Raw genomic sequence first — 16181 nt, forward strand, 5'->3', positions numbered from 1 at the left:
GTTTCTACCGATACGTACGATCTTTATTCGGCACGGTCGCGCGACGTGGCAAAAAGACGGTCATCGTTCCCGAATGTGGGTGTAGGGCGGAGTAAGAAGTACCTGCGTGCAGGCATTCGCGCGGGGAAATGCGCCGATGAAGGCAGTTCGGCTCGTTGCGTGCGCATCGAATCCGGCCGGGTGCGCGCAGGCCGGCGCGGCCCGGCCGGAACACGCGATTTACTTGGTGACGAGTGCGCCGGTCAAGCCCGCGCTGATCGCCGGCAGCAGCAGGTTCAGCACGCGGCTCGCGCGGACGAGCCCGGTGTTGTCGACATAAACGATATCCTTCGACGCCAGCGGGAACTGGTTCGCGAGCAGCATCGAAACCGGCGACTGCATGTCGAGGTGATAGATGACCGGCGCGCTGTCGGCGGCCTTGCGCAGCACGAAAACCTGCTTGGCATTCGAGGTCTGCTGGTTGAGCTGGCCGGCCTGCGTGAGCGCTTCGCTCAGCGTGAGCGAACCGTCGCGAAGCGGTGCAACGGCTTGCGGCCTGACCACTTCGCCCATCACGTACACGGGATTGTCGTCGCGCGCGCCGACATGCAGCATGTCGCCGGGCTTCAGCACGATGTCTGCCGGATTTTTCCCCGTCTTCATCATCCGGGCGACGTTCAGCGGGTAGATCGTGCCATTGCGGGTGATCGTGACGCGGCTTTGATCCGCGGTCGGCGCGAATCCGCCCGCGCGACTGACGGCCTCGATCAACGTCATCGGAATGTCGTTGATCGCCTGTGCACCCGGGTTGCGCACCTCGCCGTCGATATAGACCTGCGTTGCGCGGAACGATGCCACGCGAACGGTGACCTGCGGCTTGACGAATACCTTGGCGAGTTCGGTTTTGACCTCGCCCTGAATCTGCGCGACGGTTTTCCCGGCCGCGTGGATCGACCGCGGTATGTACGGAAACTGCACGTTGCCGTTGCTGTCGACGACAAATCCGGGCGCGGCGTCCGCGGCCTTCGTGTTCTGCACCGGCTGCCCCGCGGCAGTGGCGAATTCCGGATGGTCCCATACCGTGATCTGCAGCACGTCGCCGGCACCGATCCGGTACGTGTCCGACTTCGCGAACAGGTTCGGCGGGATGGACGTGGCGGCCGTGCCTTTCTGTTCGGCCCGGATCCGCTCGATCTGCGTCAGGTCGATCTGCTCGACCGGAACCTGCATGTCGCTGGTCACGTCGCCGTTTTCGGCGGTCGTGACCGGTAGCGCGGTCGAGCTCATGTGCTGCCCCGGCACGACCGTGCATGCGGAAAGCATCGCGACAGTCGCGAAGGAGAGTGCCGTGCACACGCGGCGCATGGCAGTGCGATGGTGGTCCGGCATCACGTCATCGAACGGTCGATCGTTGTTCATTTTTTTGTCCAGCATTGTTGAACCAGGGAATTCGGGGCGATCACTTCGATGTCGGGAGATCGGGCTGCTTGCCGGCTGGTTGCGAAGCGACGGCTGCCCGGCGCAGTCGTTGCCGCAAGGCTTCGGCGGCCATTCATTTGATACGTTATCCGGATCGAATTCGGGCCGGTTGCCGCGAGCCCGCTTCGCTCTGCACATCGTCGTGACGCTCCTTGATGGAATTCAAACCCACGGCAATCGGTCCGTTCCTCATGGTGAGGCCGCTTCCAAATCGATTGTCAAAAATTGGCAATGACGGAATGACGTTGGCATGCCCGGCCGGGGACGTGACGGCGATTTCGATGCCGATTCACACGTCGCGATTGCCGATCGCGAACAGAGCGTAACGCAGGTTGGCCGCTTCGATTTCGCGGAGGCGGCTTAATGTAAGCCATCGCACTCAGCGTGTTGCACATCTATCGCATAGTTGCGCCAACGAACATGGTCGCGCATTGCCGGCACAACGCAGCAGCTTCCCGGTCATGCGCATTCGTGGCCCGGCACCGATACCCGGCGCGATGCGTCAGGCGAGCGGCTCCGGCATGAGCGACGGATGTGCGGGTCGAGCACGGCATCGCGCCGGCTTCCGACTCATTGCCTGCGAGAGATTTCATGACACGCTTCATTGCCCGTTCGAGGGCTCCCCTGCGGTTGGGTTTGGGCGGCGGCGGAACCGATGTGCCGCCTTATTCGGACCGGTTCGGCGGTCTGGCGCTCAATGTGACGATCGAAAAATTCGCGTATGCGTCGATCGCGCCGCGCGACGACGCGAAGGTCGAACTGGTGGCGGCGGATACCGACACGCGGTGGATCGGCTCCGTGTCGCCGGTGCTCGAGGTGCAGAGCGGGCTCGGGTTGCACGTCGGCGTCTACAACCGGATCGTCAGGGATTTTCATGGCGGCTACCCGTTGGCCGTCACGATCACGACGTGCTCCGAGGCGCCGCCGGGATCCGGACTCGGATCGTCGTCGACGATCGTCGTCGCGCTGGTCAGGGCGTTCTGCGAACTGCTGTCGTTGCCGCTCGGCGAATACGACATCGCACACCTTGCGCACGACATCGAACGAGAGGATCTCGGGCTTGCCGGCGGCAAGCAGGATCAGTACGCGGCGACCTTCGGCGGGCTGAACTTCATGGAGTTCTACGGCGACCGCGTGATCGTCAATCCGTTGCGGATCAAGCAGGAAATCAAGGCCGAGATGGAGGCGTCGCTCGTGCTGTATTACACCGGCGTATCGCGCGAGTCGGCCAACATCATCAAGGAGCAGAGCAGCAACGTGACGGAAGGCGTCGTCGATTCGCTGGCCGCGCTGCACGAAGTCAAGGACGAGGCCGTGCGGATGAAAGAGGCCGTGCTGCGCGCCGATTTCGACACGTTCGCTGCGTCGATGCGCGACGCATGGGAATCGAAGAAGCGGATGGCGAAGAACATCTCGAACTCGATGATCGACGATCTGTACAAGGTCGCGGTCCGTGCAGGCGCGAAGGCCGGCAAGGTGTCCGGCGCCGGCGGCGGCGGCTTCATGATGTTCTTTGTCGACCCGGTCGACCGGTCGGCCGTGATGCGTGCGCTGGATGCGTACAACGGGATCAATGGCCAGGTGCTCAACTGTACGTTCACGGACATCGGCGCGCAGTCATGGAGAAAGAATCAATGACGATCGGGGTAGAGAGCGAAATTCGCCGGACGCTATCGGTTTTGACGGCGCTCGTGTCCGACCGCGAGCAACTTGCGCGGATCGAGCAGGTGGCGGAGCGCGTGACGGCGGCACTGCGCACGGGCAACAAGATCCTGCTCGCGGGAAACGGCGGCAGCGCGGCGGACGCGCAGCATATCGCCGGCGAATTCGTCAGCCGCTTCAACTTCGACCGGCCGGGTCTCGCGGCCTTTGCACTGACCGTGGACAGCTCGGTCATGACCGCGATCGGCAACGACTACGGATACGAGAAACTGTTCGAGCGTCAGATTCAGGCGACGGGGCGTCCGGGCGACATCTTCTGGGCCTATTCGACGTCCGGGCGTTCGCCGAACATTCTCCGTGCGCTGGACGTGGCCAAGGCGGCCGGCATGTTTTCGGTCGGGTTCACCGGCAACGGGCCCGGTGCCGCCGAGATGCGTCAGCGCGCCGACATCAGCATCGAGATTCCGTCCGCGTCGACACCGAAGATCCAGGAAGGGCATCTCGTGTGCGGCCACATCATTTGCGGCATCGTCGAAGAGCGGATCTTCGGATGAACGCGATGTTGCCATGCCTGATCCTTGCGGGCGGCCTCGGCACGCGGCTGCGCCCGGTGTTGGGCGACGCGATGCCGAAGGCGCTCGCATCGATCGATGGCGAGCCGTTTCTGTGCTGGATGCTGAGAGGGCTTCTGCAGCGGGGCGTGACGGACGTGGTGCTGTCGCTCGGCTACGGCAGCGGCCCGATCAAGGAACTCGTGAAGTCCCGCAGCTTCGGGCTCGCGATTTCCGTCATCGAGGAAGACGAGCCGCTCGGAACCGGCGGCGCGATCGTGCACGCGATGAAGGCCCACGGTGCAACCGACATGATCGTGATGAATGGCGATACGTTGTCGAATCCGGATTTGAGGTCGTTGTCGGCGTTCTATCACGCGACGCGCCCCGATCTCGTCGTGGCGGCGGCGCAGGTCGATGACGCTTCGCGCTACGGCACGCTCGATTTCGACGCGGTGTCGCGCAGGTTGTCGGCATTCCGCGAGAAGCGTCCGGCACGGGGCTACATCAATGCGGGCACGTATGTCGTCAATGGGCGGACGCTGCTTGGCTTCGATCTCCCGGCGAAATTCTCGTTCGAGCAGGATTTCCTGGGCGAACGGGGCGCCGCGCTGGACATCCGCGTGTTCCCCGAGGTCACGGAGTTTATCGATATCGGCGTGCCGGCGGATTACGAGCGTGCGCAAACCGTCATTCCGCTGATGCTGGAGACCGGGACCAGTGAAGCGTAAAGCCCTTTTCCTGGATCGCGACGGCGTGATCAACGTCGACTACGGATACGTGCACCGGCAGCAGGACTGCATGTTCGTCGACGGCATCTTCGATCTCGTGCGACTTGCGAATGCGACCGGCCACCAGGTGGTCGTCGTAACGAATCAGGCAGGTATCGGCCGCGGGTATTTTTCGGAGTCGCAGTTCGTCGCGTTCATGGACTGGATGCGCCGCAGGTTCGAGGATCGCGGCGCGAGAATCGACCGTGTCTATTTCTGCCCGCATCACCCGGTGGCCGGCATGGGGCGCTATCGGCAGGCATGCGCGTGCAGGAAACCGCAACCCGGGATGCTGAACGACGCACGGCGCGATCTCGACCTCGATATGTCCGCATCGATCCTGGTCGGCGACAAACGATCCGATCTCGATGCCGGTGCGCGCGCCGGCGTGGGGCGCCGCTTCCTGTTGGCGGGCGACCGGCCCGGCCACGCGGAAGCCGAGTCGGACGTCGACGTCGTTGCGCGGTTGTCCGACATCGGCTCGGCGCTGGAAGCGACCGGAATTGCCGCTGTGCGTGCTTAGCTATGGCGGCAGGATCGACGATCGTATGCCGGAATGAAACGAACGACGCATCGAGAGCGGATAACAGGCCGTTGCATCGATTCGGGCGGACATACGCGAGGAATTCAGGTTTCCGACCCGGCGGACCCCGGTCGGCACTGAAGGGTTTTCAGCCGGATTTTCAATGAAATGAACGTGAACGACAACGCGCGTAAAGCGGCGAAGCCAGCCGGATCTTCAATTCTGGAGTTCAGCATGAAGATGGACCGACCTGCATTGACCGGGCATCAAAACGAACCGAAACAGGTTTCCCGGAATGTGATGCGGTTGTCGCCGATCGACTTGCTGGAGAACGTGCTCGACAACGGGCGCCTGTTCGCGACCGTTGTCGCCGCATGCCTGCTGGTGGCGATCGTCTATGCGGTCGCGGCAACGCCGGTGTATTCGGCCGACACGCTGATCCAGATCGAGGAGAACAAGGCCAGCGCGCTGGGTTCGCTTTCGTCGATTTCCAAGGCGCTGGATATCCAGAATTCGGCCGTGGTCGGTGAAATCGACATCGTCCGCTCGCGCTCGGTCGTCATGGAAGCGATCGACGCGACGGCCGCGCAGGCCGAGGTGTCGGTCGAGAACCGGTTCCCGCTCGTCGGCGCTCTCATCGGCTCGTTCCTGCCGAAGGACGCGAACGGTCTCGCCGAGCCGCCGCCGGAGATGTCGTCCTGGGCGTGGGGCGGCGAGCGTCTTGAATTCAGGACGTTCGAGGTTCCGTCCGCGCAGATCGGCAAGGCGCTGGAGTTCGATTATCTCGACGACAACCGGTTTCGGCTGAGGGACCGTAGCGGTCGGGAAGTGCTGAGCGGTGTGGTCGGCATGCCGAGCGCGAGCAACGGTTACGCGGTCGACGTGTCGCGGATCGTCGCGCGTCCCGGTGCGGAATTTCGCGTGCGACGCGTGGCCACCGAGGTTCGCCTTGAAGCAATCCTGAAGAAGCTGGGCGTGACCGAGACGAAGCGGCAGTCGGGCATCATGCAGCTGAGTTTCGAGGATGCCGATCCGGTCTTTGCCGCACGCATGCTCAACGCGATCGCCGCGGCCTATCTGGGCTTCAACGCGAGACGCCGCGCCGACGACGCCGAGCGCAGTCTCACGTTCCTCAACGCGCAGATGCCGATCGTCAAGGCTCGGCTGCAACAGGCCGAGCAGGCGTTGAACGCGTTTCGCAATCAGCAGGGTTCGATCGACGCGCAGGGCGACGTCAGGCTGCTCGTCGACCAGCTTGCGTTCGTCGACAAGTCGCGGCTCGAGACCAGGCTCGAATACCAGGACCTGTTGTCGAAATACGTTCCCGGGCAACCGCAGGTCGTCGCAGCGGCCAACAAGCTGAAGGAACTCGACAAGCAGGCCGCCGTGCTGAAGGACAAGGCCGCGCGCCTGCCGTCGCAACAGCAGACGTACTTGCGTCTGGCGCGCGACGTCGAGGTCAACAACCAGCTCTACGTCGGATTGCTGAACAACTCGCAGCAGTTGCAGATCGCGGAAGCCGGTACGGTCGGCAACGCGTCGATCGTCGACAAGGCGATCGTCAGCGACAAGCCGGTCCGGCCGAAGCGCCTGATCGCGATCCTGGCCGGTGCCGTGATCGGGCTGATGCTGGGCTTTCTGGCGGCGCAGGGCCGTGCACTGCTGACCGGGCGCATTCGCGATCCGCTTGACCTGGAAGCGGCGCTTGGTATCCCGATGCTCGGCGTTCTCCCGAATTCGCGGCGCCAGGCCGACGCGGATGCGAACCGCACGCCGGCCTTCATCGCGACGAAGGAGCCGGCCGACGTGCCGCTGGCCGATGCGATGGACAGCCTGGCGCTGACGTTGCGACACCGGCTGGCCGCCTATGGCAGCGATGCGAAGGTGGTGCTGGTGTCGTCCGCGGCGCCCGCGCAGGGCAAGTCGATGATTGCCGCCAATCTCGCTTGCCTGTTCGCCGAGAAGGGGCTCAGGACGGTGCTCGTCGACGCCAACGTGCGCGCGCCGGCGCTGCATCGCTACTTGCCGGTGACCGCGACGAAAGGTTTGTCGGAAGTACTGAGGGGTTCGCTGCCGGCCGAGGAAGCGATCACCCGCGTTGCCGAACATCTCGATGCACTGTCTGCCGGAAAGCAGGGCGCGTCGACGCGCAACCTGTTCGACATGGCTCGTCTCGACAAGCTGGCCGCCTCGTTGCGGGGCCGGTACGACATGATCGTCGTGGATTCGCCGTCGGCGCGTCCGGTGGCCGATATCGCGGCATTGTCGCGCATCTCCGACATGACGCTGCTGGTGGCGCGCCAGGGGGCGGCCAGTCTGGCCGGCATGACGGATGCGCTCGAGAGCCTGGGCAAGGTCGGCGTGCGCGTCGACGGGCTGGTATTCAACGGCTTCGAGCCGTCGCCGCTGCATGGCGTTCGCCGAATCGGCGCCGGCTTTGCCGCCGCTCGTACGTGATCGAGCGGGCGATTCGAGGCTATTGGGTGAGGAGCGCATCGCATGAGTGATTCGACGGCAAGCAAGGATGGACTGCGACGCGAGTCGCAAGCGGTGCGGGTCGTGTGGTTTCTCGGGCCGCGCTCGGTGAGCTGGAATGGCGTCATGCGCTACAGCCTCAAATGTATCGACTTCATCCCGGCATTCGCAGGATTCGACGTCGAGCCGATCGACATTCCGGCCGAGCCGCGTTCGTTCCGGCGCTACTGGACCCAGTTCGTGCTGTATCCGCTGCGCGCGGTTGCGGCGGCGCGCTCGGGGCACTTTGTGATGCTGTATCAGGAGGACCTGGCCTTCATGATTCCGCTGATCAGGTGGGCCGGCGGGCGCGTCGGCATCGTGCTTCATCACGTGCAGCGTCCGGGACAGGTGCGCGGCGTGGTCGAGAGGCTGAAGAACGCGTATATGCGGTTGACGCAGTCGCTGATCGCGACGGCGGATGTGGTGCTCGCGCCGTCGGATGTGACGGCGCAAGAAGCGCTTGCGGACCTTCGCATTCGGGCCGACCGGATGCAGGTCGTACCCAATGCGTTCGACGATCGCCATGCGCCGATCGACACCGGCGTGCGCGAACAGGCGCGCGCGATGCTGCTGGCGCGCTTCGGCATTCGCATCGGCGAAGCGCTGGTCGTGCTGAACGTCGGCTCGGATGAAACGCGCAAGAACAACGTGACGCTGTTTCGCGCACTGGCGTCGCTCGGACGCACGGACGTGATGGTGCTGCGAGTGGGCAGTGCGCAAAACCAGGCCAATCGCGACGAGTGCCGGGCGATCGCCACGCAGGCGGGAATCGCCGCCCATTTCGTCGAGAACGTCGACGACGAGGATCTCGGTTATTTTTTCCAGGCGTCGGACTTGTATGTGTCTCCGACGCTGCACGAAGGTTTCGGCCGCACGGCGATCGAAGCACAGTTCGTCGGCGTGCCGGTCGTCGCATCGGATTTGCCGGTGCATCGCTACACGATGGGGGATTCGTTCGCGGCGGTTGCCGACGCGATGGATGTCGCCGAATGGGGCAGGCAGATCGATCGTGTCGCGGGCGACCCGACACTTCGGGCGAGACTGGTGCGCGACGGGTGGACGAACGCGCAGCGTTTTTCGTCTCGAGCGGTCAGCGCGCAACTGCACGGTGTGCTGGACCGGGCCGTGCATGGCCGGTCGCGCGCAAGCCGGGCCGAAGCGTGAAAGAGGTGGCGATGCGGACGATTCGAGCCGACGCCAGGGCCGAAGCGGCATTGGGCCTGACCGTATCGACGCTATTCGTGCTCGCATTGACGGTCAATGCGATGCTGCCGGCGCTCGGTGCGATGGAATCGAGCGCGACCTGTACGTTGCTGGTCGCGGTGGCGGGGGTGATCGCGCTGATCGGCGCGCGCCCGGTGTTCGCCGTGTCGATGCTTTATACGCTGGTGATCGGATTGACCGCATTCGTGGCCGGCGTGGGGATCGAATCCGGCGGATTTCTCCGGGAAACGGACATCTTCGGCGTCGCGAACGGCGCGTTCAGCCGGTTGCTGTCGTTTTATGCGATTTTCGTTGCGTGCGCACTTTTCGCGTTCGGCCGGCTTCTGAAAGAGCGTTCCGCGCACGAGCCGATCCGCGCGCGGATGACACTCCAGCCGATCAGCATCGCACTCGGACTGGGGCTGGTCGCCGCCATCCTCGCCACGGGCGTGCTGGCGGGCTTGACGGGCGGCTTCGCGGTTCTGAGCGGCGTCAACCGCTATGCGCTGCGCAACGACGCGTCGAACAGTACGCTGTTCAACCTGTTCCTGAACAACCAGACATTCGTCGCCGTGCTGCTCGGTACCTTCTGCACGAGTTCGAACAGGATGGTGCGATGGGTGTCCGTCGTCATGATCGTCGCCGATCTGGTGCTCGAAGCGTTGCACGGCGAGCAGTTCATGGCCGTATTGCATGTGTGCCTGACCTTCCTGATCCCGTTCATCGCGATTCACGCGATGAACGGCAAGCCGGTGATGCGCTATCTGGGGATCGGCTCGGCCATCGCGCTCGCGATCGGCAGCGTATCCGTGTTTTATGCGTACAAGGGGCAGGGGCTGGACGTCGTCGAGACGGTCGTGTCGCGTTTTCTCGAGCAGGGGCAGGCGTGGTACGTGGTGGACGGCGACGCGCATCTGTTCGGCGCGCCGGCGCTCGGCGGGATGGCCGCGTTCGGGCGCTTTGCGGCATCGCTCGGCTCCTTCACGGAGCCGACGTTCTTCAGCGATGCGCCGGTGAGCGGCTTGCGCGACCTGATGCTGTCGTACGGCACACCGGAGATCCTGAAGGCATACGTGTTCGACGACGTCACGTTCACGATGGGAAACATGGCGGTGCCGGTCTACTGGTTCGGCTATGCGGGCGGCGCGATCTTCGTTGCATTGACGGGCGCGATGTACGGCGCGGCGAGCGCGATGCTGATCCTGGTCGCGATGCGCGGCGGCGTCGTGATGCTGTGGCTGACCACGAAGATCTTCGCGTACGCGACCTATGCGATCCAGCAAGGCGACTACTGGACGCTGTTCGGGGCGCGCACGCTCTTCTACCTGCTGATCGCGCTGATCTGGTGGGGCTGCATCGACGCGAAGCGCTCGAACGCCAATGCGAAGCGGCCGAGGATATCTTGAACGCGTTCGTCAGGCTTCTGTTTTCGTCGTTCGCGGGTGTGGTGTGCGAAAAGATCATCGGGGCGCTCGCGGCGATCGCGAGCAATCACCTGTTCGCGAATATCTACGGCGCTCGCCTGTTCGGTGAACTGCAGTTCGCGTTGTCGCTTGCCTACGTGATTGGCAGCGTCGCGCTGATTTTCGGCGCACAGGTGATCCAGCCGATCCTCGGCAAGCACCCGCGCTTGCGACACATGGTCGTCTACCGCGCTTTTCGCCTGCGGCTCACGTTGACGCTGGCCGTCATGCTGCTGTTCATGGGCATCGTGGTGATCGTCATGCGCCCGTCGAGCGTCTCCGAGTTGACGTTGATCGCGGCCTTCGCGTTGATCGTGGAGCCGATCGCGCTCGGCTCGCTGATGGCCTATGCGGAATCCAAGCCGTGGGTCATCACGCGGGCGAGGGCCTACGCAAGCTGTGTCCGCGTGCTGTGGCTGTACGTTGCGGCACACGCGTCGATGGGCGTGATCGTTGCCGCGTTCGCCTGGCCGCTCGAGGCGTGCGTGGCGGCAGCCGCGCCGTTCAGCCGCTATCGCTCGCTGGCGTTGAAATCGCCGAAATCGTTTCGCGGCAACGCAGCCGTGACGAAAGCGCTGGTCGTGCGCGGGCTGAGGATATGGCCGGCCATCGCGGCCAGTGTCCTGGTATTGAGGATGGACCGGCTGCTGCTCGGCGTGCTGGTCTCCAAAGCGGATCTCGGCATTTACGCATCGGCGGCCTCGCTGGTCGAGCAGTGGAATTCGGTCGGGACGACGCTGGCACTGGCATTGGCGCCGAGCATGGTCTTTGCGGCGCGAACCGAGTCGCTCGTGCGCGACAAGGCGTTCAGGCTCGGCCTGTATCTCGGCCTCGTCGGCTGTGTCGCGTGGGTGGGCAGCTATTTCATCGGCCGCAAGGTGTTCCTGATGATCTACGGGCCGGCGTTCGTCCAGGGTGTGCCGATCATGATCTACGCGACCGGGTGCTCGATCGCCACGTTCGTCGATGCGGGCCTGAGCACGTGGCTCCTGGCGGTGCGCCGCTACCGGCTCGTCATGATCAAGCAGGTGCTGATCGTCGCGGCCATCGTCGCCGCGCCATTCGTGATGCCGCGCGCGCTGGTGATGTATGCGCCTTCGACGGGCATAGCCGTATCGCTCGTTGTGTTCTGGTGCATCGTCCTCGGGAATCTGGCGTACACCAGGGGGCGTCCGTGAAAAGCCGCTTCCGTGCGGACCGTCGTTCGTCGCACCGGCAACAGGCCGGACGCGAGCGCCGGGATTCGCATTCAGTGAATGGAATGAAGAGAAATTTGGATCGATGGGGAGGCCGCTCGTGAAAAATCGGGTGCTGATGGTGATGACGCGCGACATTCCGCGGGAAGTGTCGAATGGGCGAGAGCGTACGCTGAGCTTCATCCGGAAGGCGCTTGGCGACCAGACGGAAGTGGCCGAATTCAAGATTCGGTCGGTGTTCGAGGACGGTGGTCTCCGAGCGAAGATCGGTGCGGCGGTTCGCGTCGGATGGAGCGTGTTGCGCGGCGCGCCGTGCGCGCTTCAGGTGGCGATGTTTTCGCACCCGCGCAAGCGGAAGGCGCTGCTTCGCGCCGTCGACGCGTTCAAGCCGGACGTGATCTATTTCGACGGCATCCGGCTGGTGGACTATGCGATCCTGGTTCGGCGCAACGTGCCCGATTGCCGGATCGTCGTGGATTTCGACGATCTCATGTCGCGCCGCGCGAATATCCTGCGCGAGCAGGATTTTCCGCTGTCGGCCGGGTATCTGGAAAAGTCGATTCCGGGGCCGTTCGTCAGGCTCGCCAACGCGAGGATGATCCGCAACGCATTCCTTGGTTACGAAGCGTTCGCGCTCAAGCGGCAGGAACGCGCGGCGATCGGGTCGTCGAATGCCGTCACGCTCGTTTCCGTGGAGGACGCGCATTCATTGAGGATGTCGCTCACGCACGACGAAGCCGTGAAGACGCATGTGATCGCGCCGCCGATGAATGCGCTGAAGCCGGTGTGTCCTCCGGCGGCGCCGTTCCGGTTCGTGTTCATCGGTTCGGACCGCCAATTGCAGAACCGGCTCGCGATCGAGTACCTGGTTGCGTTATGGGCGCGCGTCGGGCCGGCCACGCCGCTGGTGATTTTCGGGCGCATGACCGGTCGGTACGATCCCGTTCCGAATGTCGAATTCGCCGGATTCGCGCAGACGCAGGCGGACGTCTATACCGGATGCTCGATCGCGCTGTGTCCCGCGTTCCTTCGCGGCGGCATCAAATCGAAGGTGCTGGAGGCCATTTCCTACGGATGCGTGCCGGTCGGGAACGAAGCCGCGTACGAGGGCCTCGGCTTCCACGACGATGCGCTTGCGATGAGCGAATCGCTACTGGAGCGATTCGTCGGCGAACCGTCCGCGGATCTGGAGCGTGTCGTCGAAGCGGCGACGCGATTTGCCGCCTATTGCGAGCAGCACTTCAGCATGTCGGTATTCGATCGGCGGTGGCGCGACCTGATCGCGCCGCCGCCGGGCAGCCCGTCGTGACGGGCCGGGCAGCGTGCCGCGCCCGATGGGACCGGAAAGCCGGCGCAGCGCAAGGGAGGGCCTCGATGTCGTGATCCGAACGGCTTGCGGATGGCCGGCTTCCGGACCCTTGCATGGGGAGCCGGACAACCGGAAAGGGGAAAGCCTTCCGCGAGCGACTTGCCGTCCTGCGGCCGACCGATTCGGCAGCTCGGCCGAAGGACGCCATATCCCATTCTTCACCGATACCTAATAGAAAATGAGACCGATCATATTTGGCGGGCGGTTCGGATGGTTGCATCCGGGCGAAGGGACGCGGGGCGTCGTCCTGTGCAGCGCTTACGGGCACGAATCCGTGTGGAGTCACGGCGGCATGCGGAGCCTGGCGGACCGCCTGTCCGCCGGCGGGATTCCGGTGCTTCGTTTCGATTACCGCGGAGCGGGCGATTCCGTGGGAGGCGATGGCGCGAGCGACCAGTTCGAGACGGCCGTCGACGATGTGTGCGCAGCCATCGCGCAGCTTCGCGAAGAAACGGGCGTTGCCCGGGTGACGCTGTGCGGCCTGCGGCTGGGTGCGGCATTCGCGCTGCTTGCGGCGAGCCGATGCGAGGTGGACGCGCTCGTGCTGCTTGCCCCGGTAGTGAGCGGGCGCAGCTACGTGCGCGAGTTGTCGATCATGCGCAATATCTGGCTCGACCAGTTGCCGACGCCATTGCGCGAGGCCCAGCCGAAAGACGCTCCGTTCAACGTGCTCGGGCAGGTCTACAGTCCGGTGTTCCGTGCGCGGCTCGATGCGTTCGACGCGGTCGATGCGCTGAAGGACAGCCTGCGCGCGCCAGCGTCGGAAACGTTGATCGTCGACGTGAATGCCGGCGGCAGCGAACCGCTGCAAAGGAAGCTCGAAGGGCTGGGTGCTGAAGTCGAGTCGAGATCTTTCGAAGGCTACACCGCGTTCATGCAGGAAACGACTTTCTCGAGCGTGCCGACTCGTGTTTTCGACGCCGTGGTCGGCTGGATCGAGGCCAGGGAGGTCAGGCAGAAACCGTCGCCACGCGTCGCGTCGAAAGCGGACTGGGATTCCGACCTGATGCTTCGGATGCCGGAAGCATGCGAACAGCCGGTCAGATTCGGCGCTGCCGGCCTGTTCGGCATCCTGTGCCTGCCGCAAGCCATGCGCGATCGCGGCCCGGTTCTGCTGATCACGAACACGTCGGCCAGCCCGCATGTCGGCGACAGCCGGCTTTCGGTGCGGATCGCCCGGGAGCTGGCGCGCCGCGGCATCGCATCGCTGCGATTCGACGGACGGGGGATCGGCGACAGCGCATCCGTGCGCGGCATCAGCGCGCCCGTCTATTCGAGTGCAGTCGTCGAGGACGTCGCGACGGCTGCCCACTGGTTGAAGGAACAGGGATATCGACATGTCGTGTCGTTCGGCATCTGCTCGGGGGCGTACAGCGCCTTGCGCGCGGCGCTCGTGGGGCGGGTGCTGTCGGGTGTCATATCGGTGAACCTGCAGAGTTTCCATATGCCCGACGGCATGTCGACCGACGCGTTGCGCAAGCATCGACCCAATTCGATTGCCGGTTACCGGTCGTCGTTCTTCGAACTGAAGAAATGGAAACAGGTGTTGAGCGGCAATCGCAGGATCATGCCGTTCGTCCAGCTCGTCCTGAAGCGCGTGACGGCGCTTGCGGCAGTCCGGATCGGCGCGTGGCGAAGTCGGATCGCCGGGCGGTCTTGCGCGGAGACGATGCCGGTCGATCCTCATGAAATCCTGCGCACGTTGCAACGCAAGGAGGTGAGCACGCTGTTCGTATGCGGCGCATACGACAGCAGCCTGGACCTGATGACGATGTATTTCGGCCCGCGCGGAAAGCGGCTGTCGCGATTCCCGGGCGCACGCACGGTCGTGCTCGACGATCTCGATCACAGTCTGTTCAGTTCGCATGCGGCCGAACAGGTGATCGGGTTGTGCAGCGAATTCGTCAAGGGTCTCGATTCTCGCCGCGCGCCGCTCGGCAGGCTCGTCAAGGCCGAATCGCCCGCGTGATCCGAGGCCGGCGCCGGCGTTGCAACGCGCGCCGGCCTCGTGGTTGTCCGACGGCGCGCGATGCCTGCACGGGGCTATGTCAGATGTCGCACAGTCGGCGGGCGGGTGCGGTGATACGGTAACTGGCCTGTTCTCGGCGACACCGCCTGGCCACTACACGACCCCAACGATGAATTCCGAAAGCTCCGGACGTCTGGATCATATCGACGCGATGCGCGCTGTCGCGGTCCTGCTCGTCATCTGGACGCACTACGCCGAGCGGTTCGTATCGATGGCGGGCGCCCAGCAGTGGCTCGACACGCTGCAACGCTCCGTCAATTTCGGGCGGATCGGCGTGGTGGTGTTCTTCGGCATCAGTGGCCTGCTGATACCGAGCAGCCTGCGCGGCCCCTTTGGACCAGGCACGCGACGCTTCCTGATCCGTCGCTTCCTGCGGTTGTATCCGGCATTCTGGTTGTCCATTCCGGTCGGCTGCCTCGTCTTCTGGACGCTGTTCGGCAAGCCGGTGAGCGTGTCGTTGCTCGTTGCCAACGCCACGATGATTCCGACCGCGTTCGGGCAGGAGCCCGTCATGGGGCACTACTGGACGCTCGAAACGGAACTGTACTTCTACGGTATGTGCCTCGTGCTGTTCTGGTGGGGCGGGCTGCATCGGATGCGCGATCTCGCGCTCGTCTGCATCGGGCTCTGCACGGTATTCGTGATCACCCTTGGGTTACGCATCATTCCCGAGAATGCGTTGGGCCAATACAAGGCCATGCCGTATCACCTCGCGATCATGTTCTGGGGTGCATGTTTTCGTCAGGCCCATGACCGTCCGCTCGATGTGTTGTGTGTGAGATGGGGGCGCGGCGAACATGCGCGAATCACGCTGACATACCGATCCGTGGTTGGCCTGCTGGCGGCGATGATAGTCGGCGTCGCACTTGTCGGGGTTGCCAACGATTGGCGGCGTCACGACCTGGTTCATCTGCCGTCGTCGCTGGCTTATGCGGTTGGCATCGCGATATTCGCGGCGATGGCGACGATATTGAAAAGCCGCGCGCGGTTTCTCGCGAAGCTGGGCGAAGTCAGCTACTCGATTTACCTGTTTCACGCGATCCCGCTGTTCGGGTTTTACTGGTTGTGCGAGCGCTATCAATGGACCGGGTGGCCGCTGGGCGTCTACATGATCGTTCCCGTTGCGCCGTTGATTGCGTTGTCGTATGCAAGCTATCGGTATTGCGAGGCGCCATGCATCCGGCTTGCGCATCGCCTGACCGCGTCGCGGCACCGCGGCAATCTGCCGATCGGCAGTCGTCCGGTCGAGGCGGCGCGAGATCCGGTTCGAAACTGACCGCGCCCGGATGTGTTGCGGCTGGAAGTGGCGATCTCGTGTCGCCGAGATGAATGGAATCGACTGCACGGAGTGAGAAATGATGCTGGCGAGTGCGATTGCGCGTGACGATGGCGGTGGTGTGCCGCGATATCGAATTTTTCGACACACGTCCGGGAAAATCA

At 64.0% G+C, this 16181-nt stretch carries 12 protein-coding genes; 11 read left to right on the top strand and 1 reads right to left on the bottom strand.

The genetic code is table 11. The features are described from left to right. Positions 1–219: 219 nt before the first annotated feature. Entirely contained in the window at positions 220–1221 is a 1002-nt protein-coding gene (locus OEJ37_RS14085) for a polysaccharide biosynthesis/export family protein (RefSeq protein WP_244130651.1), read from the bottom strand. Here OEJ37_RS14085 and OEJ37_RS14090 point away from each other — a divergent pair. From OEJ37_RS14090 to OEJ37_RS14140, 11 genes are all read left to right on the top strand, one after another. After that, positions 1208–1693 (top strand): hypothetical protein, encoded by a 486-nt coding sequence (locus OEJ37_RS14090; RefSeq protein ID WP_244130652.1) that lies wholly within the window; start codon positions 1208–1210, stop codon positions 1691–1693. The genes OEJ37_RS14085 and OEJ37_RS14090 overlap by 14 nt on opposite strands. Positions 1694–2049: 356 nt before the next feature. Beyond that, a complete protein-coding gene (locus OEJ37_RS14095; RefSeq protein WP_152857741.1) occupies positions 2050–3096 on the top strand; it encodes a dehydrogenase in 1047 nt (348 codons plus the stop codon). Then, positions 3078–3674, top strand: a complete 597-nt coding sequence (locus OEJ37_RS14100; RefSeq protein ID WP_411859263.1) for an SIS domain-containing protein — start codon at positions 3078–3080, stop codon at positions 3672–3674. Before OEJ37_RS14095 ends, OEJ37_RS14100 begins: the two co-directional genes overlap by 19 nt. After that, positions 3671–4402, top strand: a complete 732-nt coding sequence (locus OEJ37_RS14105; RefSeq protein ID WP_244130655.1) for a sugar phosphate nucleotidyltransferase — start codon at positions 3671–3673, stop codon at positions 4400–4402. Before OEJ37_RS14100 ends, OEJ37_RS14105 begins: the two co-directional genes overlap by 4 nt. Beyond that, the gene (gene gmhB / locus OEJ37_RS14110) at positions 4392–4964 is read left to right on the top strand and encodes a D-glycero-beta-D-manno-heptose 1,7-bisphosphate 7-phosphatase (protein WP_175917863.1); all 573 of its coding nucleotides are present in this window, start codon (positions 4392–4394) and stop codon (positions 4962–4964) included. The genes OEJ37_RS14105 and gmhB overlap by 11 nt, the downstream gene beginning before the upstream one ends. A 234-nt stretch (positions 4965–5198) precedes the next feature. After that, on the top strand, positions 5199–7421 hold the full coding sequence (locus OEJ37_RS14115; RefSeq protein WP_175917864.1) for a GNVR domain-containing protein: 2223 nt from the start codon (positions 5199–5201) through the stop codon (positions 7419–7421). 42 nt (positions 7422–7463) lie between these two features. After that, positions 7464–8645 carry a glycosyltransferase gene (locus tag OEJ37_RS14120; protein ID WP_175917865.1) on the top strand — a complete coding sequence of 394 codons (1182 nt, stop codon included), beginning with the start codon at positions 7464–7466 and terminating at the stop codon, positions 8643–8645. A gap of 11 nt (positions 8646–8656) precedes the next feature. Continuing rightward, on the top strand, positions 8657–10090 hold the full coding sequence (locus tag OEJ37_RS14125; protein ID WP_175917866.1) for a DUF6418 domain-containing protein: 1434 nt from the start codon (positions 8657–8659) through the stop codon (positions 10088–10090). Between the two features lie 1353 nt (positions 10091–11443). Further along, entirely contained in the window at positions 11444–12652 is a 1209-nt protein-coding gene (locus tag OEJ37_RS14130) for a glycosyltransferase (protein WP_175917867.1), read from the top strand. Between the two features lie 238 nt (positions 12653–12890). Next, positions 12891–14681 carry an alpha/beta fold hydrolase gene (locus OEJ37_RS14135; protein ID WP_263344593.1) on the top strand — a complete coding sequence of 597 codons (1791 nt, stop codon included), beginning with the start codon at positions 12891–12893 and terminating at the stop codon, positions 14679–14681. Positions 14682–14850: 169 nt separating this feature from the next. Next, positions 14851–16017: an acyltransferase family protein gene (locus tag OEJ37_RS14140; protein ID WP_175917869.1), complete on the top strand. Its 1167-nt coding sequence runs from the start codon at positions 14851–14853 to the stop codon at positions 16015–16017. The last annotated feature ends 164 nt before the right edge of the window (positions 16018–16181 follow it).

This window comes from Burkholderia sp. BKH01, from assembly GCF_025685725.1.
Classification (GTDB): Bacteria; Pseudomonadota; Gammaproteobacteria; order Burkholderiales; family Burkholderiaceae; genus Burkholderia; species Burkholderia pyrrocinia_C.

Coding starts and splice junctions, on each gene's coding strand:
- OEJ37_RS14120 (WP_175917865.1), top strand. CDS start 7,464: ATGAGTGATTCGACGGCAAGCAAGGATGGACTGCGACGCGAGTCGCAA.
- OEJ37_RS14100 (WP_411859263.1), top strand. CDS start 3,078: ATGGAGAAAGAATCAATGACGATCGGGGTAGAGAGCGAAATTCGCCGG.
- OEJ37_RS14115 (WP_175917864.1), top strand. CDS start 5,199: ATGAAGATGGACCGACCTGCATTGACCGGGCATCAAAACGAACCGAAA.
- OEJ37_RS14135 (WP_263344593.1), top strand. CDS start 12,891: ATGAGACCGATCATATTTGGCGGGCGGTTCGGATGGTTGCATCCGGGC.
- OEJ37_RS14140 (WP_175917869.1), top strand. CDS start 14,851: ATGAATTCCGAAAGCTCCGGACGTCTGGATCATATCGACGCGATGCGC.
- OEJ37_RS14105 (WP_244130655.1), top strand. CDS start 3,671: ATGAACGCGATGTTGCCATGCCTGATCCTTGCGGGCGGCCTCGGCACG.
- OEJ37_RS14095 (WP_152857741.1), top strand. CDS start 2,050: ATGACACGCTTCATTGCCCGTTCGAGGGCTCCCCTGCGGTTGGGTTTG.
- OEJ37_RS14090 (WP_244130652.1), top strand. CDS start 1,208: ATGTCGCTGGTCACGTCGCCGTTTTCGGCGGTCGTGACCGGTAGCGCG.
- OEJ37_RS14125 (WP_175917866.1), top strand. CDS start 8,657: ATGCGGACGATTCGAGCCGACGCCAGGGCCGAAGCGGCATTGGGCCTG.